This window comes from Kribbella sp. NPDC055110, from assembly GCF_053607525.1.
Genome location: NZ_JBSGTS010000006.1, coordinates 285,126 through 310,812, shown reverse-complemented (window position 1 = coordinate 310,812; position 25,687 = coordinate 285,126). Strand labels below are relative to the sequence as shown.

Here is a 25,687-nt window from a genome sequence, read left to right as displayed (position 1 = left end):
CGTCCGCCCCGGACCGAGGGCGACGAGAGCCTCCGCACACGAGGGGATATCCGGCGGCGTTGTGGCTTCTCTGTTGGTATTAGAGGGGAGAACCCACAACGCCAGGGGATATCCGTTCTTCTGCCGGATGGGTGGGTGAGTGGGTGATCGGGTTGGTCGCGGCACGGGTGCTCGGGGCGGGGGATGTGCACACTCGACAGGTAGTGCACCGGTGAGACGGTGTACGCGCGGGCGCGTTTACGCTCAGGTGCACTACCCGGCCACCTGACACATCCTGTCGAGCTGCAGATCACATCGGGCCCGGCGCCGCGCCGGAACCCGTCGACCACCTACACGTCAGGCACAAGAGCCGGTCAGACCCTCAGTTGGTGGCTTGGCGCCGTGCGAACCGCCAGGTTGGGGGTTGGCGCCTGAGATCGCGACGTGGGTGGGTTGGGTTCGTGGGGTGGGGTTAGGGTCGGGGGGTGCGGTTGGATGAGGGGGTGTGTCGGGGTCGGGTCGCGGCGGCTCGGGTTGGGCGGTTGGCGACTGTGGGGGTGGATCTGCGGCCGCACATCGTCCCGGTGACGTACGCCGTACACGCGGATGAGCTGTTCATCGCCGTCGATCAGAAGCCGAAGTCGACGACGGCGTTGAAGCGACTGCGGAACATTGCGGCTCATGAGCGGGTCGCCGTGCTGGTGGACGAGTACGACGAGGACTGGACGCATCTGTGGTGGGTCCGGGTCGACGGGGTCGCGCAGGTGGTGCCTGAGCATGCGGTCGCCGTCGAGTTGTTGGTGGCGAAGTACCCGCAGTACGAGGCGGATGCGCCGCAAGGCCCAGTGATCGTGATCAGAGCCGACGGATGGTCCGGCTGGTCGTTCAGCTGACGCGTACGCTACGTGGGGTGGACGAGCGCGTGAGTGTGGAGGGGCTGCTGCGGGAGCTCGCGCCGCAGGTGCTGGGGTTTCTGGTTCGGCGGCATGGGCAGTTCGACCTGTGTGAGGACGCCGTACAGGAGGCTTTGCTGGCGGCGGCGCAGCAGTGGCCGGTAGACGGCGTACCGGCGAATCCGCGGGGTTGGCTGATCACCGTTGCCACGCGGCGGCTGACCGACGCGTTCCGGAGCGAGAACGCGCGGCGGCGGCGCGAGGACAACGTCGCGGCGATGGCCGGTCCTGAGGAGCTGGTTTCGCCTGGTGCCGATGTGGACGAGGCACCGGACACCGATGACACGTTGACGTTGTTGTTCCTGTGCTGCCACCCGGCGGTGACGCCGGCGTCGCAGGTCGCGTTGACATTGCGGGCCGTTGGCGGTCTGACCACCGCGGAGATCGCGCGCGCGTTCATGGTGCCGGAGGCAACGATGGCGCCGCGGATCAGCCGGGCGAAGAAGAGCATCAAGGCGGCGGGCAGCCGGTTCGTGATGCCGCCCGAGCCGGAGCGGGCCGAGCGGCAACGCGTCGTACTGCAGGTGCTGTACCTGATCTTCAACGAGGGCTACACGGCCAGCTCCGGCGAGGAGTTGCAGCGGGTCGAGCTGACGGCCGAGGCGATCCGGCTGACGCGGATGCTGCGGTCCGCGCTGCCCGACGACGGTGAGGTCGCGGGCCTGCTGGCGTTGATGTTGCTGACCGACTCACGCCGGGCCGCGCGGACGACCGCGGACGGTGGGCTGGTGCCGATCGACGAGCAGGACCGGTCGTTGTGGGACCGCGCGCAGATCACCGAAGGCGCCGAGCTGATCCTGCACACGCTGCAGCAGGGCGCGGTCGGCTCATACCAGTTGCAGGCCGCGATCGCCGCCGTCCATGCGGAGTCGCCGAGCGCGGACGAGACCGACTGGCGGCAGATCCTGGCGTTGTACCTGCTGCTCGAGAAGCTCGCGCTGAATCCGATGGTGACGCTCAACCGCGCGATCGCGCTCGCCCAGGTCGAGGGTCCGCAGGCGGGGCTCGACCTGCTTGCGACGCTCGAGGACGACAAGAACATTACCGCGACGCATCGGCTGGACGCGGTCCGCGCGCATCTGTACGAGCGCGCGGGGGAGCCGGCGAAGGCGCACGAACATTACCTGGCCGCGGCCCGCCGTACGACGAGCCTCCCGGAACAGCGTTATCTGCAGGCGAAGGCCGACGCGGTCACGGGATGAGTCGGTAGAAGCGGAACAGCGAGGTCTGGAACGGGAGGTCCTGCACCTCCTGGAATCCAGCCTCGGTCGCGTACCTGCGGAGTGTTGCCGGTCGCATCAGCGCGCCGGTCGCGGCCGACTCCGGATCGCCCATCGCCTCCGGCAGGCAGGACATCAGGCTCCAGCCGTAGTGGTACCGCTCGAGCTCCGAGGCCGGGGCCGTGAACTCGTCCTCGACCAGCTCGTCGAGGATCAGGACCGAACCGCCCGGTGCGAGCAGCTGCCGCGCGCTGCGTAGCGCATCGACGGGCCGCGGTATGTCGTGCAGCGCTTCGAGGATCGTGACCAGGTCGAACTGGCCGCTCTGTGAGTGGTCGGATGCGTTCGCGACCGAGTAGCTGACGCGATCGCTCAGTCCGGCCTCGAGCGCATGGCCCGTCGCCGCGGCGATGGCGTCCGCGTCGAGGTCGAGACCGTGCACGGTGATGCGTGGATAGGCCTGGGCCATCGCGATCGAGGACCAACCGGTGCCGCAGGCGAAGTCGGCGACCCGGGCTGGCGGGTCGGCGCGGAGTCGCTCGTCGATCTCGGGGATGGCGGGCAGCCACTGCTTACCGAGCAGGTTGAGGTACGTCGGCCGGTTGAACTCTGCCCGTCCTTCGGGCTCCCATGGCTGGTGCGGCGGCGCGTCGCCGATGCGGTACGCCTCGACGAGGTTGGGCAGCATCCGGGCCGCCCGGGCGAGCTCGACTCCCTCGTAGCCGTGGTAGTCGACGTGGTCCGGGTCGGCCAGCACCGGAACGTGCTCGGGCGGCAGGGTGTAGCGCCGTACGGTCGGAGCGGCGGTGACGTCGTCGACGTCGACAAGGCCGCTGGCGGCGTGATGCTCCAGCCATTCGCGGATGTAGCGCTCGTTGGTTCCGGTGCGTTCGGCCAGCTCGACCGACGTCGCCGGGCCTTGCTGGGCGAGCGACCGGTACAGACCGAGGCGCTCGCCGAGGTAGATGGAGTAGATCTCGAGCGCCGCCCCGGCGTTCCGGAAGATCCGCTCGACGAGTGCGTTGGTCCGGTCCATGAACGGATCGTACTGACGGGAAAGCGTGACCTGAGTTGTAACTTCGGTTTACAGTAGCGGCATGAGCATTCAGGAGCGGACGCGCGGGCGGCGGGACGCGATCGGGGTCGGGGTCGCCCTGCTGAACCGGCTGGCCCAGTGGCGGGCGATCGACCGGCTCGGGCTGCGGAAGCCGACCGAGCGGGCGGTCTTCGAGGCCACCAAGACCGGTTTCCGAACGGCGGGAGCGCTCTCCCGGCGTTTCTCGGCGGCGTCGAAGCTGGCCGCGCCGTCCCGGCTGCCCGCCGCGAAGGGGACCGGGCGGTTCGACCTGACGCCGACCGAGGACCAGCAGATGATGGTCGACGTCGTCCGCTCGTTCGCCGCCGACGTACTGCGTCCCGCTGCCGCCGCCGCGGACACCGCGTGTACGACGCAGCCTCAGGTCCTGGAGTCGTCGGCCGAGCTCGGCCTGAGCCTGATCGAGGTACCGGAGGAGCTCGGCGGCATCGTCACCGAGCGGTCCGCGATGACCGGCGTACTGGTCGCCGAGGCGCTCGCGCACGGCGACCTGGGGCAGGCTGTCGCGTGTCTGGCGCCGTCCGCGGTGAGTACGGCGATCTCGCTGTGGGGCGACGAGACGCAGCAGGCGACGTACCTCCCGGCCTTCACCGGCTCGTCGGTCCCGGCGGCGGCGCTGGCGCTGCTCGAGCCGCGGCCGTTGTTCGATCCTTTCGAGCTGCAGACGCGGTACGCCGGTGGCCTGCTGAACGGCGTGAAGTCGCTGGTGCCGCGGGCCGCCGACGCGGAACTGTTCGTGATCGGCGCGCAGACCGACGCCGGGCCGCGGCTGTTCGTGGTCGAGCCGGACCATCCGGGTGTGACGATCGAGGCCGAGCCGTCGATGGGGTTGCGGGCCGCTTCGTTGAGCCGCGTGATTCTCGCTGACGTCCCGGCTGTCCCGCTCGGATCGGTGGCGGACTACGCCGAGTGCGTGCGGTTGTCGCGGCTCGGGTGGTGCGCGTTGTCGTTGGGTACGGCGCGGGCGGTCCTCGACTACGTCACGCCGTACGTCAACGAACGCACGGCCTTCGGCGAACCGATCAGCCATCGGCAGTCGGTCGCGTTCATGGTCGCGAACATCGGGATCGAGCTCGAGGGCATGAAGCTGGTCACGTACCGGGCCGGATCGCGTGCCTCACAAGGGCTCCCGTTCGCACGCGAGGCGGCGTTGGCGCGGCGGTTGTGTACCGAGAAGGGCATGCAGATCGGGACCGACGGCGTACAGCTGCTCGGCGGGCACGGGTTCGTGAAGGAACATCCGGTGGAACGGTGGTACCGCGACCTGCGGGCGATCGGCGTGATGGAAGGTGCGGTGCTGGTCTGATGATCAACCTTGAAACGCCTCGCAAGTTCAGGGCCTTCGTCAACCAGGCGCACCAGGTCGCGGCCGAGATGCTGCGGCCGAACTCGCGCCGGTACGACCTGGCCGAGCACGAGTACCCGGTCGAGCTGGACATGCTCGCCGCGATGGTCGACGGATTAGGGGCCTCAGGCACCGGTTCCGGTGCGGGCGCTTCCGGTGTACGTCGTACTGCGGCTTTGGAGGAAGGTGTCGTCAACGGGTCGAACCTGTCGTCGGTGCTGTCGATCATGGAGATGTGCTGGGGTGACGTCGGGCTGCTGCTGTCGATGCCGCGCCAGGGCCTCGGCAACTCGGCGATCGCGTCCGTCGCGTCGGACGAGCAGCTGCAGCGCTTCGACGGTGTGTGGGCTGCGATGGCGATCACCGAGCCGGGCTGCGGCTCGGACTCGGCCAACATCAAGACCACGGCACGGCTCGACGGCGATGCCTACGTGCTGGACGGCGAGAAGATCTTCGTCACCGCCGGCGGCCGCTGCGACGCGGTCGTCGTCTGGGCCACGCTCGACAAGGCGCTCGGCCGGGCCGCGATCAAGTCGTTCGTGGTCATGAAGGACACGCCCGGCATGACCGTCGAACGCCTGGAGCACAAGCTCGGCATCCGCGCCTCCGACACCGCGACGATCCGCTTCGAGAACTGCCGCGTCGCCCGCGAGAATCTCCTGGGATCCGCGGACATCGACAAGGGCTTCGCAGGTGTCATGCAGACCTTCGACAACACCCGCCCGCTGGTCGCCGCGATGGCGGTCGGCTGCGCCCGCGCGTCACTGGAACTCACGCGCGAGTTGCTGGCCGAGGCCGGCGTACAGCCCGACTACGACCGCCCCGTCCACCTGCAGTCCGCCGCGGCCGCGACGTACATCACCCTGGAAGCCGACTGGGAAGCCGCCTACCTCCTCACCCTCCAGGCCGCCTGGATGGCCGACAACGGCCAACCCAACTCCCTCCAAGCCTCCATGGCCAAAGCCAAAGCCGGCCGCACCGCGAACGACATAACCCTCCGCTGCGTAGAACTCACCGGCTCCCTCGGCTACTCCGAACACCACCTCCTCGAAAAGTGGTCCCGAGACAGCAAAATCCTCGACATCTTCGAAGGCACCCAACAAATCCAGCAACTGATCGTCGCCCGCCGCCTGTTAGGGAAGACGTCCGCCGAGCTGAAATAGCCTTATCTACAAGACTTCCTGACCTTCTCCGGGATCCTCTCAGAGGAGGTGAGGGCCGTCGTCGAGCGGGGCGTATCCGTCCTCGTGATCGAGCCTGCTCCGTCGCTGCTCCGTCGCCCACGGAGCAACGCGCGCCAGCCGACGGTCGATCGCCTGCCGAGCCCGGTCGTATGACGACGGAAGCAGGTGCGTGTACATCTGCAGAGTGAACCCCGGATCGGCATGACCAAGGTACTCCGAGAGCTCCTTGATGTTGACGCCATCGGCCAACGTGATGCTGGCGTAGTAATGCCGCAGGGCGTGCAGGCCGACGGTCCGGTCCTTCTTGTAATGGCGACGACCCCGCGCGTCTTTCACCGGCGGCGGAAGCACCCCGGCCGCCACCAGAGCAGGCTTCCAGACCACGAGGTTGTACAGATCGGCTCGCAGGTGCCTGCCGTCCGACCAGATGAACATCAGGGAGTGGTCCTGGATCTCGCCATCAAGGTCCTCCCACGGCAGTGACATGGTCTTCGTCCCGAACCGCTCGACATGGTCCTTGACTGCGGCCGCGAGGATCGGGGACATCGGGACGATGCGTTCCTGGTCGTTCTTCGGTAACGCGAAGACGAACCGGTTGCGGAGGCGCTTCACCTGGCGACGGATCCTGAGGACTTGCTCGTCGAAGTCGAAGTCCTCGAGCGCGAGTCCGAACAGCTCGCCCTGACGCAGGCCGGCCGACGACCCGATGATCGGAATCAGCTTGAACTGTTCGGGGTGGGCTTCGACAATGCGCTCGACGGTTGCGTCAGCCCATGCAACCACCTTCGAGAACTGCCTGCGGGGTTTCTTGACGATCTTCGCCTGTGCTGGGTTCTTCTTGATGAGCTCGTCGGCAACCGCCAGTTCTAGGCAGCCGTTGAGAACGAGGAAAGCGGCGCGCGCCGTCGATGGCCCATAGACACTGAGCAGCTCGGTCAGCCAGGCCGCGATCTCCGAGGGCAGGATGCTCTTCACCATCCGCCGCCCGAACAACGGTTGGATATGCAGGCGCCACTTGGACTCGTACTGGATCGTGCTCGCTGGGTCGACCTTCCGCGAGGCCATCCACCGCGGCCAGATCTCGTCGAGCCGCACCTTGCCGGCGTTCGGATCGAGATAGTCCCCCCGATCCCGATCCGTCTCCATCCCGTTCGCGTGCCGCAGCGCCTGAGCCTTCGTCTCGAACGCCCGCGATCTCTCCTTTCCCTGCGGATCAGTCCAAACCGCCAACCACCGCTTCCCCCGTCCCCATCGCTTCTCGTTCCGCTCCCGCGTCACCTTCCCATCGGACTGTGTGACTGCCTTCGTCCACTGATCCTTCGCAAACGCCACCGCCGCCTCCTCGGCCGCAAACACAGACCGAGCTCAACGTTTGAGGTCTCAAGACGTCTGCTTTGGCAACGCCGAGCGACTGAGTCGATCGAGGACGCCGAGCCTGCTGACAGACCGGGCTCACCGTGAGCCCGTAGAAGGATCCATCGGCCTGCGGGAATCGCCGGTCAGGGGGACGACTTCTTCCAGGACTCCTGGACGTCGCCGTCAGGGTGTCGGTTGCCGCTCACCACGTCGAGGCTGATTCGAGGAAGTGGCCGTCGGCAACGGGCGAAACAGGAGAGGGCGATGCATCGAGAGTCGCGGGAATCGAGGCACGACCCGGAGCCAGGGGACGACCAATTGCCCGCTGATGCGGCGCCGCCGAGGTGGTCGATCCGGCGTGCGCTTGAGCTGCTGGACGAGGCGATCGACAAGATGGGCGACCAGTTGGCGCGGTCAGCCGGCCTTTATGCCGACTCGCCGCCCGAGTTGCCGAGCGTGCGCCGAGAAGGTCAGGACGTGCGGAGGCGGGTGCGACGTCGCCCGGTCGACGATCACGGACCGCCGACCGTTGAGGAGCGCTACGAGCCAGCTGGTGGTCCGGAGCAGCCTTGACTGCGCAGCCGCCGTTCGAGTCGGGGATCGCTGGACCTCACTGGAGCTGATCGAAGACTCCTTGACTTCGAGATCTGGGTTCCACTGCCGACCGCCACCGCCGACCTTCAAGGAGATGTCGGTTATCGGGTTGAGGTGGGTGATTGGCGCTGTGACCAATGACGAGCGACGCTTGATGGAGGCGCACGTCGGGGCGGGGTAGTACTTTCGGGAGCAGCTCCTTCGGCACCCGGCGGGGTGGGCGTCTGTGCATTTGGCTCAGCGTGGGCTCGGGCACGTGTTGAGGTCGAGCTCGCCTTGGAAGGTTGGCTATGCGCCTGACGGCTGGGCGCGGTTGGTTGACCATCTCAGGTCTCAAGGCTTCGACGACAAAACCCTGCTGTCCGGGGGATTGGCGAGTGCCACCAAGAAGGGGTACTTGGTGGATCGGTTCCGTGATCGGATCATGTTCCCTGCTTGGGATTCCGATGAGCAGGTGGTTGGCTTTGTGGGGCGCTCTCGGGGTGGGCGCGCGAAGTACTTGAACTCTCCGACGACGCGGATCTATCAGAAGTCACGCACCCTTGTCGGATTGGCAGAGCAGCGCGATCTGCTGGAGAGCGGCGCAACGTCTGTCTTTGTTGAGGGCCCAATGGATGCCGCGGCTGTGGACGAGCTGAGCCGGCTGACGTCACGTGGATGGGCCGGTTTGGGGGCGTGCGGGACAGCGCTCTCGTTTCATCAGGCTTCGATGGTTCATCAGTGCTCCGGCAACGACACCGCGATCGTGGGAGTCGATGCGGACGGCGGTGGTCGCCTTGCTGCGGTGAGGTGGCTGGATGACTTGTCGTCGGTCTTCGAGCGGGTGCTTGTGGCTGAGTTCCCGCCGGGGCACGATCCTTCGTCGTTGCTGGAGACACCTGCCGGCGCGGGTCGGCTGTTCGAGGCGTTGAGTTCGCCGAGGCCGCTTGCTGAGTTGGCGATTGAGGTTGAGCTGGCTCGGTGGTCGCGGGTACTGGATCACATCAGCGGTCGGGTGAATGCGTTGCGCCGGGTGGCTCCGCTGGTGGCGCGGATGCCGCACGACATGGTTGCTAGAAAGCTGGGGGATCTCGCGAGGTTTCTGGAGCTCGATCCGGAGATCGTGTCGCGCGAGGTTATCGAGACCCTTGGCCGATCGACCCGGCGGACGTTGCCGAACCGTCAGTTGGACTCGTTTACCGGTCTCGAACCACCTGAGGCCGGGCCGTGCTTGTGAGTCCGGGATCGCTGCATCCGATGGTCCTTGACGTCGGCGTCCGGGTTCTCTGCCGGTCGTGCAGGGACGACCTTCGTAGCCATTGAGTTGTCGGCTTACGGAGGTTGTGATGAACGCGGTGTCTTCGGATTCCGAGGATGTGCTGGTCAGTGGTGAGCGGCAGCGGATGATGGTCGCTCACGTGGCGGCGAAAAGGTTCTTCCGGCGGGAGTTGCTCAAGGCAAGTGTCGGTTGGCCTCTCGAGCAACTCACGGACCGCGGCGCAGATGCGGTTCTGAGCACAGAGTCGACGTGGAAGATCGGCTATGCACCCGACTCGCACACACGGCTCACCGATCACCTGCTGGAGAAGGGATTCGACTTCCGCACCATGATCAGGGCAGGTCTGGCGGAGTGGACCGAGGAGGGGACAGCGGTCGACGTCTTCCGTGATCAGTTGATGATGCTGGCACGCGATGAACGCCTGGACCCGGTCGGGTTTGTCGGCATAGGCCAGGGTGTGAAACCGGCCTTCGAGGCGTCGCCGACGACGTTGATCCACCGTCCGTCGAATGCGTTGGTCGGTGTCGAGGAGCAGTTGGAGATCCTCACTGAGGGCGCGTTCGTGGTTGTGGTCAACGATCCGTTGGATGCGATGGCGATCGAGAACCTCGGCCGAAAGGCCGGTGAGCGGTGGGCAGGAATCCCACTGTGCGGTTCGCAGATGTCGTCGGCGCAGGCGAGGATCCTGTACCGCTACACGGTGACCGACACGGTGATCGTGGCCTTGGACGGCGATCAGGAGTGGCGGAGCAGGGCTCTCGCGTCCCATCCAGATCTCTCTTACTTCTACAAGCGTGTCCGCGCCGTCGAGATCCCGGACGGGCACACGCCGTCGAGCCTGCTGCAGACGGAGGACGGCGCTCAGCGGCTGTACGACGCAATGACGTCGACGCGACCGCTCGCGGACTACAAGCCGCAGCGTCAGGCCCTTCCTGACCTTGACGATCCGAGTCCCGCGCCGACCGGTCCGGCGCTGTGAGGAATTCCAGGAGTCCGGGAGTTCCTGTTCCGGGTTCAGATCAACTCGCCGTGCGTCGAGATTGGTGCCGCAAGCAAACAAGGGTCAATCTCGGGCCGCGGTCCGAGTCATCGGGATACGGAGTGAGCTAATGACGGAAGAGCTTCATGCGCTCCTGGTCGAAGCTGCGGACTCGGGCTGGGCGGAGGAGCCGTCCACGCGATTGGCTGCGGCCATCGAGCGGCGGATCGTTGCCGAGCTCCCCAGCCGGCTTCGTACCGCGCTGGGCAATGATGAGGCGGCGCAGATGGCGCGAGTTGTGGCGTGGGAACGCTGCCACCGACTTGCAGAGAAGCCCCCGGCCGGTCGGCTGACGTGGGGCTACCTGGCAAACATGGTGCGGTGGCGCCTGGCTGACCTGGTACGCCAGGAGGCGCGGCGCCGTGAGCGGTATCCGCTGGTCGACTTCCTGCCGGAGTCCGAGGAGCCGAGCATGGTCGAGGAGCTGGGACCGCTGCTTGATCGAATCGGTGTTCGGTTGGAGCGGGCCGGGCTATCGGTAGCCGAGGTACAGAGACGCTTGGTCGCCGCGGCTGAAGGGCCCAGCTTCTCCAAGCACGCGATCGCCGGCCGGGTCCGTGGCATCGGCGTACCCAGCAAGCAAGCAGATGGACTGGCTTGGCTGCTCCACAACGCACCGATTCGGAAGTCTGCGCTCGCACGCCTCGCCGAGGGGCAACCGCCCGACGTGGTCTTGGCGGATCCGACCGTCCAGCGGTGGATCAACCAAGCCGCCGGGAGGTTACCTCGGTCGTCCACGAGACGCGCTCGATTCCGGCCGCCGGGTACGTCGTGGCATGGCCGTCTCGGACTGGGACTCGCTCGAGCTGCCTGACTCGATGTTACTCGCGGGTCACGACGGCTCAAACGTTGAGCTTCCATGAACAACCTCGCCACGCGCCCACACCGTCGGAACTGGCTGGTCAGGTACTACCTCGCCCAGCTCCGGTTCTACCTGCGTTTGCAGGCCGCGTTCCGGATCGTCCCGCCGTCCATCGCGCACGCACTCATCGTCCGGCTCCGGCCGGTGAAGACACGGAGGGAACTCTGACATGCGTCGAGTCATGAACTCGAAGCTCGCCGCCCCACTCATCCTCCTCGTACTGCTCATCGTCGTGATCTTTGCCCTCGTGATCTTGTGGGACGACGCCCCGGACGTGGCACGCGGGACATCCGATCGGCCTGGTAGGGGCGAAGCCACCGGAACCAGCACACCGGCGACGCCCGAAGGCCAACTCGCTGCGTGGGTTCGCCCGGCGACCACGGATCCGCAGCGGTACGCCGCGGCGTTCGGGACGACGATCTGGACCTACGACTCCACGATCCACACCTACGCTCAGTGGCAAGACGCTGTGACGGTTTTCGCGAACCCGCTGGAGACGCCGGACGCCGGCCGGGTTGCCCGCAGCATGCTTCCCTACGAGAGCCAGTGGGAGCAGCTGAAGGTCCACAACGCGCGCGCCGCAGTTCGCGACGTGACTGCCGCGGCAACGTCCGAGCTGCAGGCGCTCGCCCGGGATCCGCGGGCACCCTTGGGCTGGCACGGGTTCGTCGTCCGTGGCACACAGGAGAGCGTGGTCGATGGCGAGGCAAACACAACGCCAAGACACCTGACGATCGGGGTGATCTGCCGTCCGCAGTGCACATTCTGGTCAGCGTCCAACGAACTGCCGCGGTGATCATCAAGCTCGCGGCAGCCGGTGCGCTGCTAGCCACCGCCGCCTGCTTCGTGCCGCTTCTGGCCGTCGCCGGCAAAGGTGCCGATACCTGCAATGCGGTGCAGACCCTGAACGATGTGAGCCTTGATGCTGAGCAGGCCTCCAATCTGGCTGTGATCGTTGGCGTCGGTGAGAGGTTCGAGGTAAGCGAGGCGGGCAAGGTCATCGCGGTCATGACGGCCATGACCGAGTCATCGTTGCGGAACGTCGACCACGGCGATGCAGCCGGCCCGGACTCGCGCGGCCTGTTCCAGCAGCGCGACAGCTGGGGGCCGCTCGAGGTACGCATGGACCCGGCCGGCGCGTCGGGGCTGTTTTACGCCGCACTCGCGAACGTGCCTGGCTGGACGTCGATGGAGCCATGGAAGGCGGCGCAGGCAGTCCAGCGCTCGGCGTTCGCGGATGGCAACAACTACCGCAGCAACCATGAAACAGCGGTCCGTCTTGTAGGTGCGACGCCAGCGGTCGGCGCCTGCGGCAGCTGGGGGGCTGGTGACACCGAGCAGCTCCCGGGCGCTCAGGCAGCTGTCGGGCGGGCATTGAGCCTGGTCGGCGGTCACGGCTACTACCAACTGTGCGCGCGGTTGGCGTCGAACATCTGGGGACGCTCGCACTCCGGCTACACGTCCGCGGCCGAGCAATGGGCCCAGATGGTCAGCAGCGGGAACGCCCACCCCGACGACCGCCGGCCACCAGTCGGCGCGTTGCTGTTCTGGTCGACGGAGGGGCCGTATGGACACGTCGCGGTGTACGTCGGCAACGGTCGCATCGTGTCCAACGACATCGGCGACCGCGCGCCGGGTCAGGGCGGCGTGTACCTCGTCGACGTCGGAGCGATCGAACAACGCTGGGGCGCCACCTACCTGGGCTGGGCGCCGCCGATCTATCTCACCGCATGAACCCCAACCCATTGGCGCTGTCCGGCGTCAGGAGGCAAACGCATGCTCAGCTTCTTCTATCTCCAAGACCCCGGGGTGACTCCGAACTCGAACGGTCTCCCCGGTCTGCCCGCTTTGCGTCAGATCGTCGGTGCGCTTCAGACCTTCGGTCTCGTCATCTGCGTGGCCGCGTTCGTGATCGCCGCGGCCGCCTGGGCAGTGGGCAGCTTCGGCAGCAACTCCCACTACGCAGGCCGAGGCAAGCTCGGCTGTCTCATCGCCGCAGGTGCCGCGATTCTGATCGCGTCAGCCAACCCCATGATCCGCTTCTTCAGCGGCATCCAGATCGGCTAGGGGCGCGGCATGGCCTGGACCGATTGCCTCCTCAACCCCGTCAGCTGCGTCGCAGACAGTGTGGGCGACTCGGCGTGGGACTCGTTTCTCAGATGGTCCGCGAATGGTCTGGCGGACCTGTCGGCGACGGTGTTCCATACCTTCAGCACAAGTACTTCGCCCCGGTTCGACCAGGAGTGGTGGCGAGACAACCTGGACCTCATGGTCGGACTCTGCCTTCCGATTCTTGTTGGGGTCTTCATCCTCCAGTGCATCTCGGCCGTGATCCGCCGCGAGCCCGGCCGGCTCGGGCAGGCAGCGCTCGGCGCCCTGCTGGGAACGGCGGGTGTGCCGCTGGCGGTAGGTGTCATCGCGACTTGCGGCAAGGTCGTCGACGAGATCTCGACCGGCATCCTCGGCAAGGCCGCCACAGCCGAAGGCATCAAGAGGATGACCGACATCACGGGATTCCTGACAGCGCCGACGCTGGGCGGCATCCTTCTCTTGGCTGTCCAGCTCGGGCTGCTCGCGATGTTCTCGCTGTACTTCGTCATGCTGGTCCGCGAGGTCGCCCTCATCGCGTTTGTCGTCTTCGCGCCGGTCGCGATGGCCAGCTGGACCTGGTCGGCCACGAGGCACTGGCTTCGGCGGTGGGTCGAAATCGTCGGCGCGCTCCTGTTCTCGAAGGTCGTAATGACCCTTGTGTTCACCCTAGGGTTCTCGGCCTTTGGAGTGACCGGACAGGGAAATGCGTCGAACCTCGGCACGTTCTTCGCCGGGATCCTGCTGGTCGGCATGGCGGCGTTCGCCCCGTTGGCCACCTACTCGTTCATTCACTGGGCCGGCGATCAGGGCCACGCGATGACCACCGTCTTCCAGCAGGGAGCGGCTGGACTAGAGAAGGGCAAGGAGGAGCTCGACCGCGTTCAGCAATGGGTCATGGGAGGCCTCAACGGATCCGACCAGGACGAGCCTTCGCCAGTCGTCGGCGACGACGAAGCGCTTGATGAAGAGTCGGCAGACGGCGGAGGTGACGACGCGACCGAAACCACTGACCACGTGACAAGTCCGGTCGACGGCCAGGGCGAGTCGGAGGGCTCTTCGGATGCGGCAGTCCAGCCGTCGCCAGCGGCACCGGCGACGGCAGGCGCGGACTCCGGTGCGACCGGCGGCGCAACAGGCGGTGCAACAAGTGGAGGAAGCCAGGCATCGGGACAGGGAGGCTGAGGATGTCGAACGCGCTCTCCGCACGATTCCCACGACCGCAGCGAAACTCGCTGCTGCTTGGTCTCCGACCGATCCAGGTACTCCTGCTGGTCATAGGTGTCGTCCTGGCCGCGTTGTCGCTGCTTGCCGGTTGGCCGGCTACGCCGCGACTGGCTGGACTCGCCATGGCGTCGCTGTGCGGGATGATCGCATTCGGTCGACTCGAGGGGCTGCCGGCGTACCGGTGGGTCGTCCTGCGTGCGGCTCACGTCATCCGCAGTTGGCGCAAACAACAGTCGTACCGGGCCAATGTGCTCGCACCTCGGCGACATGGCTACCTTCAACTACCCGGAGAAGCGAGTTCGCTACGGATCTTGGACACGCGATCCTCGATCGGCGCGGTGCACGATCCACACCGCCGGCGGCTGATCGCGGTCGCGAGGATCGAAGGGCCAGCCCATCTGCTCCAGAACTCCGACGAACAGGACCGGCGTGTAGCCGCGTACGGACGAATGATCGCCGGGCTGTGCCAGAGCAACCGGATTGCACGAGCGCAGATTCTCGAGCGGACGATCCCGGACCCGGGTGACGGGCTAGGTGATTGGGCCCGGAAACGCGGCTTACACACGACCAGCGCAGCCGGAGCGATCTATAGCGATTTGCTACAGCATGCGGCTCCTGCGGCGGCCAGGCACGAGACCCTGTTCAGTTTCGCGTTGAACCTCGACGCAGTGTCCAAGGAGGCCCGCAAGTACGGCGGGGGACTGGCCGGAGCCATGGCAGTCCTGGACTCGGAATCGCGCGCCTTCCAGACCTCGTTCGCCGCCGCTGGCGTCGCCGGAGCCTGGCTCAACGCCGCCGACCTGGCATCAAGCCTGCGAGTCGCCTTCGACCCCGCGGCGACCCGGACACTCTTCGACGACATCGACCCTGCCGACGCCGCGCCACTCGCCGTCGACGCCGCATGGGACCACCTGCGCACAGACTCGTCGTTTCATCGCGTCTACATCGTGACCGAGTGGCCGCGCGTACGGGCGATGCCATCTTTCCTGAGTCCGCTCCTGCTCAAGCCGGGGATCCGGCGAACGTTCTCGCTGGTGCTGCAACCGGTGCCCATCGGCAAAGCCCTTCGTGATGCACGTCGCCACCAAGTCGAGCGAGTGACTGACCGCGCGACCCGCAAGCGTGTCGGTCAACTGGAGACGGAGGAGGACCGTCAGCTGGACGCCGACGTTGCTCAACGAGAGAAGGACCTGGCCGCTGGGCATGGCGATGTGCGATGGATCGGCCTCATCGCGGTGTCAGCCGACACCGAAGAGGCCCTGGACGAGGCATGCATGGAGATCGAGATCGCTGCCTCCCAGGCATTGCTCGACGTACGGCGTCTCGTCGGCCAGCAGGTCGAGGGCTTCCTGGCCGCGGCGATACCGTTCGGGGTTGGTCTCGGATGACGCCGAGCACGGGGTGGTTTGAACCCAATGAGACAGACCGGCGGACCAGACACGCCAATCGTCGAGCCAGCCGAGCGGCTCAGCGTCGTACGCCGCCCGTCAGGCCGAGCGAGGGTCTGGCCGAGAAGGCGCCGGCGGAGATCATCGGCCTACGTCGGCGTCTGCCGCTGCTGGTCGACGACCATCGCGCCACCACCCGAATTCTCCGGATCGCCTACCCGTTCCTCGCCGAAGGAGGGCTGGGGGCCGACGGCACCTACATCGGCAACGACGTGTTCAGCGGAGGGTCATTCGTCTACGACCCCTGGGTTCTCTACCAGTCCCGCATCATCACCAACCCCAACGTGCTCCTCGCGGGAGTCATCGGCAGCGGCAAGTCCACCACTGCCAAGGCACTCATCACACGATCCATCGCGCTCGGCCACAAGGCGTACGTCCCGTGCGACCCGAAGGGCGAGTGGACACCGGTCGCGGAGGCGATCGGCGGATCGGTCATCAAGCTCGGCCCCGGCCTGTCGACGAGGCTGAACCCACTCGACGCCGGAAGCCGCCCAGGAGGAGTGACGGACGACGACTGGGACCGGATCGTCAGATCACGACGCCGCGCCCTGCTCGGCACCCTTGCCGAGTCGACCCTCGGCCGTCCGTTGACCGCAGTCGAGCACACCGCCCTCGACCTTGCCATTGACAGAGCGTCTCAGATCCCAGTGCCGACGATCCCTGACGTCGTCGGAGCCTTGTTCTCGCCGGAGGGTGGCAAGGGCACGTCAGAGGCCGACAGTCGTGAGCTCGCGCATGCGGTCAGGCGACTCGTGCATGGTGACCTGGCGGGCATGTTCGACGGACCCTCCACGACCCGGTTCGACCCGTCGCTGCCGATGGTCACCCTCGACTCATCGTGGATCGGTGCTGGAGGCAATGATCAGGCGCTCCGCCTGACACTGGCCTGCGCGTCGTCCTGGCTGGAGGCGGCCGTTACGGATCCGGCCGGCGGGAAGCGGTTCATCGTGTACGACGAAGGATGGCGGGTGATGCGGGATCCCGCCCTGCTGCGTCGCATGCAGGAACAGTGGAAGCTCTCCCGCGCCTGGGGTGTCTCCAACGTCTTGATCATCCACCGCCTGTCCGACCTGGCCGCGGTCGGCGACCTCGGCTCCGAGGCCCGCGCACTCGCCGAAGGGCTGCTGGCCGACTGCTCCACACGGATCATGCTCCGCCAGGAGCCCGACCAACTTGCCCGTACGGCGACCCTGCTCGGACTCACCGACGTCGAGGTGTCCACCATCGCGAAGCTGCCCAAGGGTCGTGCGCTGTGGCGGCTGCCCAGCCGATCGTTCGTCGTGCAGCTCGTGCGACATGCCCGTGAGGTCCGGCTGTTCGACACTGACGGAAGGATGTGACGTGGACGTTCGTGGTCGCTCGCCCAGAGATGTGTCGGACTTGATCATGATCGGCGGCGGAGTGCTGCTCGCTTGCGCGGGGATCCTCTACCTTGCAGGTGGGCTCAGCAGCCTGCTCATCACGCACGACTGGATCCGGACATCGTGGCCTGATGCACTGAGGGTCGTGCTCGACCCAGGCGATCCCGCACGCGTCTTCGGATTGCCTTCCGGTACGTTTCATCCGGCTGTCTACTGGTTCGTGCTCACGGTGCTGTTGATGCTACCGATCGCTGGTGCCGGTCTTGGCCGCTATCTGTGGACCAAACGAGATGCTGGCGCTGCACGCCGTACCAGATCCCTGGGCAGGCGCGCTGGCCTCGCCACTGGTGCCGACATCGAAGCCTCCGTGGGGCGTAGCCAGGTACTGCGGCGTGGCCAGTCCGCGCGCCCCGCCGTACGTCGGCCGCAGCCATCAGACGTCGGACGGTACCTAGGCCGATCGCGCGGGCGACAATGCTGGGCCTCCGTCGAGGACTCCGAGATCGTGCTCGGACCACCCCGCTCCGGCAAAGGCCTCCACCAGGTCATCGGCGCCATCATCGACGCGCCCGGTGCTGTCGTCACGACCTCCACCCGGCCGGACAACCTCGTCGCCACCGTCGGGCTGCGCCGTACCTCCGGACCAGTTGCGATCTTCGATCCACAAGGTCTCGGACAGGTCGAAGGCATCCGCTGGTCGCCCGTCCGTGGCTGCGAGAGCCCGACGACAGCCATCGTCCGCGCCAGCGGCCTCGCTGCCGGGGCAGGCTTCGCCAAGGGCGGTGTCTCCGACGGCGCCTTCTGGCACGGGCAGACGGAGATGGCGTTGCGCGGCCTTCTGCACGCCGCTGCTATCGACGGCGCCGGCGTCGCGCAGCTTTACCGATGGAGCCTCGAACCAGCCTCAGCAATCGAAGCAGTCACCATCCTCAACCGCTCCGACGATGCGGCCGAAGGCTGGGGCGACACCCTCGACGGCATCGTCCGCATGGACGGCCGAACCAGAGACGCTGTCTGGGCAGGTGTGCGTTCCGCCCTCTCTGCACTCGCGGATCCCGCTGTACGCAGGTCATTCGACCCGGCCGAAGGCGAAGGACTCGATCCCAAGACCTTCATCGCCGAACGCGGCACGATATATCTCCTCGGCACCGGCGTCGGCGCCAGTGCCACCTCGGCGTTCATCGCGGCCCTTCTCGAAGACATCACCGAGACTGCTCGCCAGCTCGCCGCCGGCAACTCCGGTGGCCGTCTCGAGCCACCACTCGCACTCATTCTTGACGAGATCGCGAACCTGTGCGCCGTGCCATCGCTGCCCTCACTCATGGCCGATGGCGGCGGCTCAGGTATCTCCACCCTCGTCGTCATCCAGTCCCTCGCCCAGGCCCGAGACAAATGGGGCGAACAGGCCGCGGCAGCAATGTGGGACGCCGCGACTCTCCGCCTGATCCTCGGTGGTTCAGCCCAACCCCGAGACCTTCAAGACCTCGCCGCTGTCTGCGGCGACCGAGACGAAGAGATCCGCAACTGGAGCCGCGGTCCCGACGGCAACCGCACCATCTCCACGAGCACCCGCCGCATCCCGATCCTTCCACCCGACGTCATCCGCACTCTCCCGCTCGGCACCGGTGTCCTTCTCGCCCGTACAGCCCCACCGATCCTCCTCAACATGACCCCATGGCCAGACCGACCAGACGCTGACCGAATCCGCGCCAGCATCGGCCACGCAGCTCTACGCGGGGAGCCGACCGAATGAACCCGCGCGATGACCTGCTCAAGTCTTTCGACCTAGCCACCGACGATCCGTTCATCATCTGCTGGCGAGACCTCGACTCAGCGACCGCCACCGAGGAACTCGACCGCCTCACCACCTGGGTCGACTGGCTAGCTGGCCGCTACAACCTCGACCACAAACTGATCCCACCCTGCTGGTCTCACCACGGCGCCCTCGTCGAAGAGATCTCCGCCATCCGCACCCTCTGGGAAGCCTCCTACCTCGACGACGCCGCCCCCTCCAGCCCCCTCGCCTTCCATCGAGAACTGGACCTAGCCCTCCGTCGCCTCCGAGAATGGACCTCCCGCCTCGGCTGCTCGAGAACGGAGCACCGCCCCGAAGCCTGATCGATACGCCGGCACCATGACAGCCCGAGGGTCAGCGCCAAGCTCGCACGCCTCAATGACAAGACGGTAGGACTGATTGCGGACACGGCTACCGCTGCGAAGGTTCTCGCATGGGCCTCGGTGGGTTCACCGGTATCGTGCTAGGCCATCAGCGGCCTTTGTCCTTCTCTGTTACGCCGGACACCGACACAACCACTCGCATTGGCCATGGCGGCGACGTCCTTAGGAAACTCAGTCGCCGACAGGCTGCTGGTCAGTGGTGAGTCTCGCTTCCAATCGAGATCGGACACTTCAACGACGCGGTGAGAGATCGCCTCATTGATCAGGTCGTCGGTCCGAAATGTCGGCACGGTAGCTATCGCGAGCTGTGCTGGCGGTCCTGGCGGTCTACAGCCGTGGTGGTCGGCCAGTTCCCGGTGCAAGGCAGTGAACGGCATCAGATCTCCAAACCCGTGCGGCGCGAGCGGACCCACGGTGCCGCATGTCATCATCCGAAGCGCACAGCGCTACCCCAACGTGTTCGCCGGCAATTTGGATTCCACGACGAGCGCCGACGAGCACCTGGTCGTGAGTGTCGACCAGGACCAACCAACGATGAGGTTGCGATGCCCGCAGCACTACCGCGCCGAACGGTATTGACGGTGATTCAGCCCGAACCGCTCGCCTCGGAGCGAACCGGTCGACAGCATCACCGTCGGGAGCTGGCGGGGGAGGTGCCAGGTGACTGAGCCCTCCTCCCCGCTAGAGCGAAACGCGTTGATTCTGGCAGAAAAGCTCATCGCTGCGTTCGAGAAGGTCCGCCTGCGACCCGGCGGAATCACAGGCAGGAAACTGGTTGAGCCGCTTCGGCTCGGGATGGCCTACGGGTTGGCTGCCCAGGCGTATGACGTGGGGCAAGACGCGACCCGTGCCATCCGCGAAGGCCGATACGGTGCGGCACCGCCCCTGACCCGAGTGGTCTTCGAGTGTGGTGTGAAGGCCCAGTGGCTCGTGATCGAGCCAGCCGCAGCTACCGCAATGGCAGCGGAGGCGCATCGGCAGCGCATCGCGCTGGCCGACGACATGGCCTGAACCGAGCGGTTCTTGCGTCATGCAGAGTCAGTCCGGACGTCGGCGGGCACCGCACCACCACCCCAAGCCGTGTCCTCGAAGAACTTTGAGAAAGTGCGCGCACAGGTCGATCCGGGCGGAGATCTATACGTCATGTACCGCACGCTCTCGGCCGATGCTCACGCTGGTGAACCGATCGTGCATCGCTGGGTCGGAGAGAGTGGCGATCCACATGTGCTCGGCTGGCGGCCCACCCCAGACGACCTTCAGCCCGCAGAGCGCGCCATTCTGGCCAACACTCTGGCGTTGTCCTTACTCTGGGCGGCGGCCGGATTCGACCAGATGGTCAAGGGCCGGCCGCTCGACCGCACGGTGAACGCTGTCAGCGCAAAGCTGGGTTCGCTGGCATGGGAGTGCACCAACTGGTACTTCCGCCGCGTCGGTAACAGAGCGGCGAACCGACTACGTCGACCGACGGTGTGGACGTGCTACTCCGACTAGCGCGTGGCTGTCGTCTCCGCGGCTGCCGATGCGTTGGGCGGTCGCGATGGCGTTCTTCTTGCCCTGGGATCGGCCGAGGTAGCGGTGGCCGCCGCCGTAGGGGATCTGACCGAAATTGGTGACATCGACGTGCAGCATCGCGCCTCGGTACGGGGTTCGTAGCGGCGGATCGGTTCGCCGGTGGCGCGGTCGATGTGACGTAGCCGGTTGATCCGGCAGCGGACCAGTGGGCGTGCACGGTCGAGGCTGCCATCGCCAACCGGCCGGCGATCTGCACGGGACCGAGCCGCGTGCGCAGTGCGTACGCGTCATCCGCCGCAGGCTCGTTCGTGACCGTCGAACCTGGGCCAGCCAGCAGAGCATTCAGTGGACCTGATGTGCCTCCACGAGCGCACGGAGGTACCGCGTGTCAGATCACACTCTGTGGACGTGCATCAGTGCCGGTCATCGAGTCCGGAACTTGCGTTCTGAACGATCTCTTCGCCAGCAGTCGAAGAGCATTGTCGAGAATCGACCGTTTGAAGGAGACGACGGAGTTCCGAAAAGACGGAGTCAGCACGCCAATAGGGAGAAAATTCACCCGCACCTCGCTATTGACCGAACACCCAGTCACGTCCGTAGCATCGAGTGGCAATCCACCGCAACTCGTGAAGGAGGGAGGATCTAAGATGGAAGCGATCTCAACGCCACAGATCGAAGGAATGCGGACCATGGACGTGGCGGACGTGGATCAGACCGAGCTTCGGAAGTTCACGCCTGAGTGGGGATATCATCCGCTCCTCGAGGAGGAAGGGCCGACGCCTGTACCCGTTGGGTGAACCGTCCTTCGACATCGTTAGGTGGCGGTATCTGAGTCCAAAGTAGTGCACGCCGTGCCGCCACCTAGCGTCAGGGAGACCGCGTGACTCGCAGAATCTGGGTCGAAGAGGCACTTACTCCACGTGGCGATATCCTCGTCCGCGTTTTGCGAGTGCCGACCGCTTCCGAGTTCCGGCGAGAGGATCCACAAGGTTCGCCGAGCGACTCGGGCGCCACTGACATCCTCGTCCGTCGAGATGATCCGCACCTTCAGCGTTTTCGCAGGACTCGTCCGCTAACGTGCCCGTGCGTGGACGAATGGGTCAGCGACGTATGAGCAGCCCGAGTCAACAGTACGAGTACTCTCGTGCCGCCGAGTACCTACGCCAGCTCGAGCCTGCCGACCCGTTCGAGAAACTGAGGCAGATCTTTGACGGAGAAGATCCATTCTTCCTCACGGACGATGACCGGCTAGCATCCTGCTTCAGGCAACTTGGGCTTCCAGCGGCGACTTTGCGCGGAGCGCCGTCACCCATGCCCAGCTCTGTCGTGCTGTTCGCTTGCGACTTCAAGTCCCTGCCCGGTGCCGCGAACATGCTTGCACAATTGCGTAACTCAAGGCTCTTCTGGGTTCCGCTAGCAGCGTTCGATGGAAGTCTTGAATGTGCACTCTACGCCCTGCGCCTCCTCCTGGTGACTGACTTCGCGGACATGGTTGCGCGAAACCGCGACCTGATATCTCTGTTTGCTAGCACCACCGGCCCCTACGTCTTCAATGGGCCAGGAACTGAGATGGCGTTCGATCTCGTTGGTGAAGAGACCCCGATTGCATCACGTACGCGTATCGTGCTTTCCCCGGGCGAGAGCACAAGCCTGGGGTTCTTCACCGAGACAGGGATGTCGATCGGACTCTCTGATATGGAAATGCCGTACCGCGTGACTGGAGAATTCCTTGCGCAAGGCCTCCTCACCGCCAGGAACCGTGAATCGCCGCCCGAACTCGATTCCATGTTCATCAAAGGGGCTCAAGCGGCCGAGTCCATCCGCCAAGAATGCGTCCCTTTGAAGATGATTGTCGAGGATAACCGCCTGGAACCAGGATGCTTTGGGGACCTGGAAAATGTAATCGGCTGGTCGACGAATGAAGAATATGATTGGATGATTACCGAATTGGCATTTGGAACCAACGCCTCCATTCGAGGTAGCGTAGATTGGAGCTATAATTCGCAGTTCAACGAGGGCGTCGGAGGTATGCACATCGCGCTGGGCGATGGCCGCACGGGTATACACATCGACTTCATCTGCCCCGGGGGACAACTGAGGGCGCCAGATTCAGGGACTATCTCAGGATTCGTCGCATGACGTATAGGTTGGCGCGCCATACTCGGATTACCCCATCGCAGGATTGCGGCGACGGAGCCGCAGTATTGGTCGATAGCCGCAACTTTACAGCACATCTCCTCAATTCAAGTGCCTTCTTCGTCGTCAGCGTTCTCGTCGCGGACCAGGAGCCGACCGGTGCGAGCATCGAGATGATCGCAGAGCGCTTACATATGGAATACCCTGAGGCTGAGAAGGCTGTCGAGACCCTCATGGATGAGATGGTTCGGCATGGCTGGGTCATCCACGATTAGGTGATCTTTCAACCGCGGAGCCGCATCACATCGAGGAGTGGGTCCCGTCAGGCCAGAAGGTGGTTGAGTTATCCTGGCACAACAGCGAGGGCGCATCGCGGCCCTACTTTCGGCGACGGGTGTAGGGCGCTTAGCCGCGGGTATGTTTCCTGTCGGACTCGTATTGTCGCTCGTCGATCGTGGCATCGCCTACGGCCTGGCCGGGGCTAGCGCCGGCGCCTTCGCGTTGTGCGCCGCGGTCTTAGCTCCGCTCCGTGCTCGCTGGGTCGACAGCGCTGGACCCCGCCTGCCGTTGATCGCGTTCTCGAGCGCGTTTCTCGCAATCACTCTTTGCATCGGGCCGACCACACGAGCCCTCGCATGGGCCCCCGTCATTCTCGCCGGCGCCGCTGGTGCGGTGGTGCCACCTCTCGGAGCCATCTCGAAGGTCGCACTCACCACTCAGCTCTCCGCGTCAGGGCACAGAGGAAGTGCCATTTCCATTGACACAGTTGTCAACAATTTGACCAGTTTCGCCGCGCCAATCACTGCGGCAATCGTCGTCACTGCAATGCCTTGGTTAATCATGCCCCTGAGCGGCGCACTTGTGTTCGGCGGAACGATTGCGACATCGATCATCGTTGCACCCCCCGAGGACTCCCAGAAGTCCCGGACCGTACACCACCATGGCCTGTGGGTGGCAGAGCACAGGCTGGAATTCATGACTATTGCGATTGTGACCGCGCTCGTCGGAACGGCTGCGGGCGCGATTGAGATCGCGATCCCGGCCCTTGCTCAGAGCCTCGGTCGACTCTCATTGGCCGGATGGCTACTCAGTCTTACGCTTGCTGCAAATACGGTTGCCGCGTTGCTCGCGGGTCTATGGACGCATGGTCGTCAGATTGGTTTGGCGACGATGTCACTCGCCACGAGCGCCCTCCTGGTTGGTAGCCTCATATTCTCGCTACGCTTCGACCTACGTCTAGGTTTGGTGGGGCTCACATTGATTGGCATTGCCCTCGGTTGCTCAGCGGTCTTGCTCTACCTCCTCGCCGATGCGTTTAGCGAGCCAGGCGAGAAGACCGTCGCCATGTCCTGGGTCGCGTCGGCGAACAATGCAGGAAATGCGGCGGGCGCATCTGCAGGCGGCTTCGCTGTCGATCACATTTCGCTCCACGCAGCTCCGCTTCTCGCCGCATCTGTCGCGGCGGTCGGCATAGGAATACCATTGTTCCTTCAGCCACTGGCAAGTCATAGGAGAACACATGGAGACGAACAGGCCGGCGTTTCCCTTCCCGACTAGAGGCGGGATCGACATCAGCCCCGAGTTCGGCGAGCTTCTTTCGAGCGACGCGCCGCTACTTCGTATCACATTGCCTGTCGGTGGAGAGGCGTGGCTCGCCTGCCGCTATGAGGATGTTCGGCAGGTACTTCGGTCGGATGCATTCTCGCGAGCACGGGCGGAGTCCGAGTCAGCCCCACGAATGTCGAAGATGGTGCTGCCGTCGACAACGCTCATGGGCATGGACCCACCCGCGCACACGCGAGTCCGGCGGGCACTAGCACCTCTGCTTTCGCAGCGACGTGCGGATAGGGCGCGCGAGGGGATTCGACGAGCAGCAGATCAGCTGCTCTCCGACTTCATAGACGATGGTTCATCCGGCGACATCGTCTCTATCACCAGACGCCTGCCCGCCATATCGATCTGCCACCTGCTCGGTATCGACGGCCAGGACGCGGATTCGCTTGCCGAACTGGCGACTGCAGTCCTCACCGTCACCCCGACTGATAATGACGAGCGGAAGAAGCGAGGAGAGCAACTGGAAGAGGCCATTCGAACTATCCTCGACGCATCGGATATTCGCGTCCGAACTGCAGCCGTGAGCGAGCTGCAAGAAGATTCCAGTTTGAGTCGCGATGAAGTTATTCAGCTGGTGAAGTCGCTCTTTATGGGTGGTATAGGAGCGCCAATGACTCTGCTGTCCAGCTCCGTGCTCTTCCTCATGAGTGACCCCACGCTTGTCGAGACCATCGCTCGAGACAACGACTACGTGCCCCGAGCGGCCGATGAGCTGATCCGCCTGGTTCCAACCGGCGTGGGCGGCTTCACAAGACTCGCGATCCGTAACACCCAGGTAGGCCAAACGATTGTGAAACGAAATGAGATCGTGGTGCCAGTAACAACAGCGGCCAACAGGGATCCGAAAGTGTTTCGGAACCCAAGCGCATTCGACCTCACACGGACGGCACCCGCAAGTATCGCGTTCGGGGCAGGACGCCACTATTGCCCCGGCGCTAAAATCACAAGAGTAGAAGTCCAGGAGTTTTTGCGGGCCATGGTCAAGCGGGCACCGAATCTTCACCTCTCCAACCGTGCCCGTGCGATTGAGTGGCAGGACGGCACTATGGTTCGACGACTGAGTCGATTAGAGGTGGAGTGGGATTGACTCACGGACTGCAGCGCAGTTCGCGGCACCGGCGCGCTAGCCAGAGGGAACTGGGTGATGCCGACTGGATCGCTGGCGTGGGCTAGCGCGACAAGCCACGGGACCACAACGTGAGGCTTACACGATCCGGACCACTGGGGCGCCCAACGC

General features: G+C 65.2%; 26 protein-coding genes and 2 pseudogenes. 25 read left to right on the top strand and 3 right to left on the bottom strand.

What is annotated here, in order from left to right:
- The first annotated feature begins 464 nt into the window (after positions 1-464).
- Positions 465-872: a TIGR03668 family PPOX class F420-dependent oxidoreductase gene (locus tag ACWF0M_RS12865; protein ID WP_452235804.1), complete on the top strand. Its 408-nt coding sequence runs from the start codon at positions 465-467 to the stop codon at positions 870-872.
- A gap of 17 nt (positions 873-889) precedes the next feature.
- A complete protein-coding gene (locus ACWF0M_RS12860) occupies positions 890-2,134 on the top strand; it encodes an RNA polymerase sigma factor (protein ID WP_452235803.1) in 1,245 nt (414 codons plus the stop codon).
- On the opposite strand, the gene ACWF0M_RS12855 is transcribed toward ACWF0M_RS12860, so the two are convergent.
- On the bottom strand, positions 2,124-3,188 hold the full coding sequence (locus ACWF0M_RS12855) for a class I SAM-dependent methyltransferase (RefSeq protein WP_452235802.1): 1,065 nt from the start codon (positions 3,186-3,188) through the stop codon (positions 2,124-2,126). The two genes, ACWF0M_RS12860 and ACWF0M_RS12855, sit on opposite strands and share 11 nt — an antisense overlap.
- Positions 3,189-3,249: 61 nt before the next feature.
- Between ACWF0M_RS12855 and ACWF0M_RS12850 the strand changes: the two genes are divergently transcribed.
- Together ACWF0M_RS12850 and ACWF0M_RS12845 are read left to right on the top strand one after the other, a co-directional pair.
- Positions 3,250-4,554 (top strand): acyl-CoA dehydrogenase family protein, encoded by a 1,305-nt coding sequence (locus ACWF0M_RS12850; protein WP_452235801.1) that lies wholly within the window; start codon positions 3,250-3,252, stop codon positions 4,552-4,554.
- Entirely contained in the window at positions 4,554-5,756 is a 1,203-nt protein-coding gene (locus tag ACWF0M_RS12845) for an acyl-CoA dehydrogenase family protein (protein WP_452235800.1), read from the top strand. Before ACWF0M_RS12850 ends, ACWF0M_RS12845 begins: the two co-directional genes overlap by 1 nt.
- Before the next feature lie 39 nt (positions 5,757-5,795).
- Here ACWF0M_RS12845 and ACWF0M_RS12840 read toward each other — a convergent pair whose 3' ends face one another.
- Positions 5,796-7,109 (bottom strand): tyrosine-type recombinase/integrase, encoded by a 1,314-nt coding sequence (locus ACWF0M_RS12840; RefSeq protein WP_452235799.1) that lies wholly within the window; start codon positions 7,107-7,109, stop codon positions 5,796-5,798.
- Between the two features lie 288 nt (positions 7,110-7,397).
- Here ACWF0M_RS12840 and ACWF0M_RS12835 point away from each other — a divergent pair, with 288 nt between their 5' ends.
- From ACWF0M_RS12835 to ACWF0M_RS12760, 16 genes and pseudogenes are all read left to right on the top strand, one after another.
- Positions 7,398-7,706 carry a hypothetical protein gene (locus tag ACWF0M_RS12835; RefSeq protein ID WP_452235798.1) on the top strand — a complete coding sequence of 103 codons (309 nt, stop codon included), beginning with the start codon at positions 7,398-7,400 and terminating at the stop codon, positions 7,704-7,706.
- A gap of 214 nt (positions 7,707-7,920) precedes the next feature.
- Positions 7,921-8,277: pseudogene (locus tag ACWF0M_RS12830) on the top strand (toprim domain-containing protein); the annotation flags it as partial.
- On the top strand, positions 8,278-8,943 hold the full coding sequence (locus ACWF0M_RS12825) for a toprim domain-containing protein (protein WP_452235842.1): 666 nt from the start codon (positions 8,278-8,280) through the stop codon (positions 8,941-8,943). It begins immediately after the preceding pseudogene.
- 109 nt (positions 8,944-9,052) lie between these two features.
- Positions 9,053-9,964: a hypothetical protein gene (locus ACWF0M_RS12820; RefSeq protein WP_452235797.1), complete on the top strand. Its 912-nt coding sequence runs from the start codon at positions 9,053-9,055 to the stop codon at positions 9,962-9,964.
- A 130-nt stretch (positions 9,965-10,094) separates the two neighbouring features.
- Positions 10,095-10,838 carry a hypothetical protein gene (locus ACWF0M_RS12815; RefSeq protein ID WP_452235796.1) on the top strand — a complete coding sequence of 248 codons (744 nt, stop codon included), beginning with the start codon at positions 10,095-10,097 and terminating at the stop codon, positions 10,836-10,838.
- 45 nt (positions 10,839-10,883) lie between these two features.
- Positions 10,884-11,054: a hypothetical protein gene (locus tag ACWF0M_RS12810; protein WP_452235795.1), complete on the top strand. Its 171-nt coding sequence runs from the start codon at positions 10,884-10,886 to the stop codon at positions 11,052-11,054.
- A 1-nt stretch (position 11,055) separates the two neighbouring features.
- Entirely contained in the window at positions 11,056-11,682 is a 627-nt protein-coding gene (locus ACWF0M_RS12805; RefSeq protein ID WP_452235794.1) for a hypothetical protein, read from the top strand.
- Positions 11,679-12,620, top strand: a complete 942-nt coding sequence (locus tag ACWF0M_RS12800; protein ID WP_452235793.1) for a CHAP domain-containing protein — start codon at positions 11,679-11,681, stop codon at positions 12,618-12,620. Before ACWF0M_RS12805 ends, ACWF0M_RS12800 begins: the two co-directional genes overlap by 4 nt.
- A gap of 42 nt (positions 12,621-12,662) precedes the next feature.
- Entirely contained in the window at positions 12,663-12,953 is a 291-nt protein-coding gene (locus ACWF0M_RS12795) for a DUF6112 family protein (RefSeq protein WP_452235792.1), read from the top strand.
- Positions 12,954-12,962: 9 nt separating this feature from the next.
- Positions 12,963-14,159: a hypothetical protein gene (locus tag ACWF0M_RS12790; protein ID WP_452235791.1), complete on the top strand. Its 1,197-nt coding sequence runs from the start codon at positions 12,963-12,965 to the stop codon at positions 14,157-14,159.
- 2 nt (positions 14,160-14,161) lie between these two features.
- Positions 14,162-15,589: an SCO6880 family protein gene (locus ACWF0M_RS12785; protein WP_452235790.1), complete on the top strand. Its 1,428-nt coding sequence runs from the start codon at positions 14,162-14,164 to the stop codon at positions 15,587-15,589.
- On the top strand, positions 15,586-16,989 hold the full coding sequence (locus ACWF0M_RS12780) for a VirB4 family type IV secretion system protein (protein ID WP_452235789.1): 1,404 nt from the start codon (positions 15,586-15,588) through the stop codon (positions 16,987-16,989). The genes ACWF0M_RS12785 and ACWF0M_RS12780 overlap by 4 nt, the downstream gene beginning before the upstream one ends.
- Positions 16,946-18,763, top strand: a complete 1,818-nt coding sequence (locus ACWF0M_RS12775; RefSeq protein ID WP_452235788.1) for a type IV secretory system conjugative DNA transfer family protein — start codon at positions 16,946-16,948, stop codon at positions 18,761-18,763. Before ACWF0M_RS12780 ends, ACWF0M_RS12775 begins: the two co-directional genes overlap by 44 nt.
- Entirely contained in the window at positions 18,760-19,128 is a 369-nt protein-coding gene (locus ACWF0M_RS12770) for a hypothetical protein (RefSeq protein WP_452235787.1), read from the top strand. Before ACWF0M_RS12775 ends, ACWF0M_RS12770 begins: the two co-directional genes overlap by 4 nt.
- 720 nt (positions 19,129-19,848) lie before the next feature.
- Positions 19,849-20,199: a hypothetical protein gene (locus ACWF0M_RS12765; protein WP_452235786.1), complete on the top strand. Its 351-nt coding sequence runs from the start codon at positions 19,849-19,851 to the stop codon at positions 20,197-20,199.
- 69 nt (positions 20,200-20,268) lie between these two features.
- Positions 20,269-20,679: a hypothetical protein gene (locus ACWF0M_RS12760; protein ID WP_452235785.1), complete on the top strand. Its 411-nt coding sequence runs from the start codon at positions 20,269-20,271 to the stop codon at positions 20,677-20,679.
- Here the strand turns inward: ACWF0M_RS12760 and ACWF0M_RS12755 are convergent.
- Positions 20,656-20,974, bottom strand: a pseudogene (locus ACWF0M_RS12755) (IS481 family transposase); the annotation flags it as partial. The gene ACWF0M_RS12760 and the pseudogene ACWF0M_RS12755 overlap by 24 nt on opposite strands.
- Positions 20,975-21,197: 223 nt before the next feature.
- On the opposite strand from ACWF0M_RS12755, the gene ACWF0M_RS12750 reads away from it, so the two are divergent.
- The 5 genes from ACWF0M_RS12750 to ACWF0M_RS12730 all read left to right on the top strand — a co-directional run bounded on the left by ACWF0M_RS12750 (position 21,198) and on the right by ACWF0M_RS12730 (position 25,537).
- Positions 21,198-21,497 (top strand): hypothetical protein, encoded by a 300-nt coding sequence (locus ACWF0M_RS12750; RefSeq protein WP_452235784.1) that lies wholly within the window; start codon positions 21,198-21,200, stop codon positions 21,495-21,497.
- A 514-nt stretch (positions 21,498-22,011) separates the two neighbouring features.
- Positions 22,012-22,839 carry a hypothetical protein gene (locus ACWF0M_RS12745; RefSeq protein WP_452235783.1) on the top strand — a complete coding sequence of 276 codons (828 nt, stop codon included), beginning with the start codon at positions 22,012-22,014 and terminating at the stop codon, positions 22,837-22,839.
- On the top strand, positions 22,836-23,111 hold the full coding sequence (locus tag ACWF0M_RS12740; RefSeq protein WP_452235782.1) for a PqqD family protein: 276 nt from the start codon (positions 22,836-22,838) through the stop codon (positions 23,109-23,111). The genes ACWF0M_RS12745 and ACWF0M_RS12740 overlap by 4 nt, the downstream gene beginning before the upstream one ends.
- Before the next feature lie 163 nt (positions 23,112-23,274).
- A complete protein-coding gene (locus ACWF0M_RS12735) occupies positions 23,275-24,393 on the top strand; it encodes an MFS transporter (protein ID WP_452235781.1) in 1,119 nt (372 codons plus the stop codon).
- On the top strand, positions 24,356-25,537 hold the full coding sequence (locus ACWF0M_RS12730) for a cytochrome P450 (protein ID WP_452235780.1): 1,182 nt from the start codon (positions 24,356-24,358) through the stop codon (positions 25,535-25,537). Before ACWF0M_RS12735 ends, ACWF0M_RS12730 begins: the two co-directional genes overlap by 38 nt.
- The last annotated feature ends 150 nt before the right edge of the window (positions 25,538-25,687 follow it).

Excerpts from the sequence above, each read along its gene's own strand:
- ACWF0M_RS12855 (WP_452235802.1), bottom strand. The coding sequence starts at position 3,188 with ATGGACCGGACCAACGCACTCGTCGAGCGGATCTTCCGGAACGCCGGG.
- ACWF0M_RS12850 (WP_452235801.1), top strand. The coding sequence starts at position 3,250 with ATGAGCATTCAGGAGCGGACGCGCGGGCGGCGGGACGCGATCGGGGTC.
- ACWF0M_RS12845 (WP_452235800.1), top strand. The coding sequence starts at position 4,554 with ATGATCAACCTTGAAACGCCTCGCAAGTTCAGGGCCTTCGTCAACCAG.
- ACWF0M_RS12835 (WP_452235798.1), top strand. The coding sequence starts at position 7,398 with ATGCATCGAGAGTCGCGGGAATCGAGGCACGACCCGGAGCCAGGGGAC.
- ACWF0M_RS12820 (WP_452235797.1), top strand. The coding sequence starts at position 9,053 with ATGAACGCGGTGTCTTCGGATTCCGAGGATGTGCTGGTCAGTGGTGAG.
- ACWF0M_RS12815 (WP_452235796.1), top strand. The coding sequence starts at position 10,095 with ATGACGGAAGAGCTTCATGCGCTCCTGGTCGAAGCTGCGGACTCGGGC.
- ACWF0M_RS12810 (WP_452235795.1), top strand. The coding sequence starts at position 10,884 with ATGAACAACCTCGCCACGCGCCCACACCGTCGGAACTGGCTGGTCAGG.
- ACWF0M_RS12805 (WP_452235794.1), top strand. The coding sequence starts at position 11,056 with ATGCGTCGAGTCATGAACTCGAAGCTCGCCGCCCCACTCATCCTCCTC.
- ACWF0M_RS12795 (WP_452235792.1), top strand. The coding sequence starts at position 12,663 with ATGCTCAGCTTCTTCTATCTCCAAGACCCCGGGGTGACTCCGAACTCG.
- ACWF0M_RS12790 (WP_452235791.1), top strand. The coding sequence starts at position 12,963 with ATGGCCTGGACCGATTGCCTCCTCAACCCCGTCAGCTGCGTCGCAGAC.
- ACWF0M_RS12785 (WP_452235790.1), top strand. The coding sequence starts at position 14,162 with ATGTCGAACGCGCTCTCCGCACGATTCCCACGACCGCAGCGAAACTCG.
- ACWF0M_RS12780 (WP_452235789.1), top strand. The coding sequence starts at position 15,586 with ATGACGCCGAGCACGGGGTGGTTTGAACCCAATGAGACAGACCGGCGG.
- ACWF0M_RS12775 (WP_452235788.1), top strand. The coding sequence starts at position 16,946 with ATGCCCGTGAGGTCCGGCTGTTCGACACTGACGGAAGGATGTGACGTG.
- ACWF0M_RS12770 (WP_452235787.1), top strand. The coding sequence starts at position 18,760 with ATGAACCCGCGCGATGACCTGCTCAAGTCTTTCGACCTAGCCACCGAC.
- ACWF0M_RS12745 (WP_452235783.1), top strand. The coding sequence starts at position 22,012 with ATGCCCAGCTCTGTCGTGCTGTTCGCTTGCGACTTCAAGTCCCTGCCC.
- ACWF0M_RS12740 (WP_452235782.1), top strand. The coding sequence starts at position 22,836 with ATGACGTATAGGTTGGCGCGCCATACTCGGATTACCCCATCGCAGGAT.
- ACWF0M_RS12730 (WP_452235780.1), top strand. The coding sequence starts at position 24,356 with ATGGAGACGAACAGGCCGGCGTTTCCCTTCCCGACTAGAGGCGGGATC.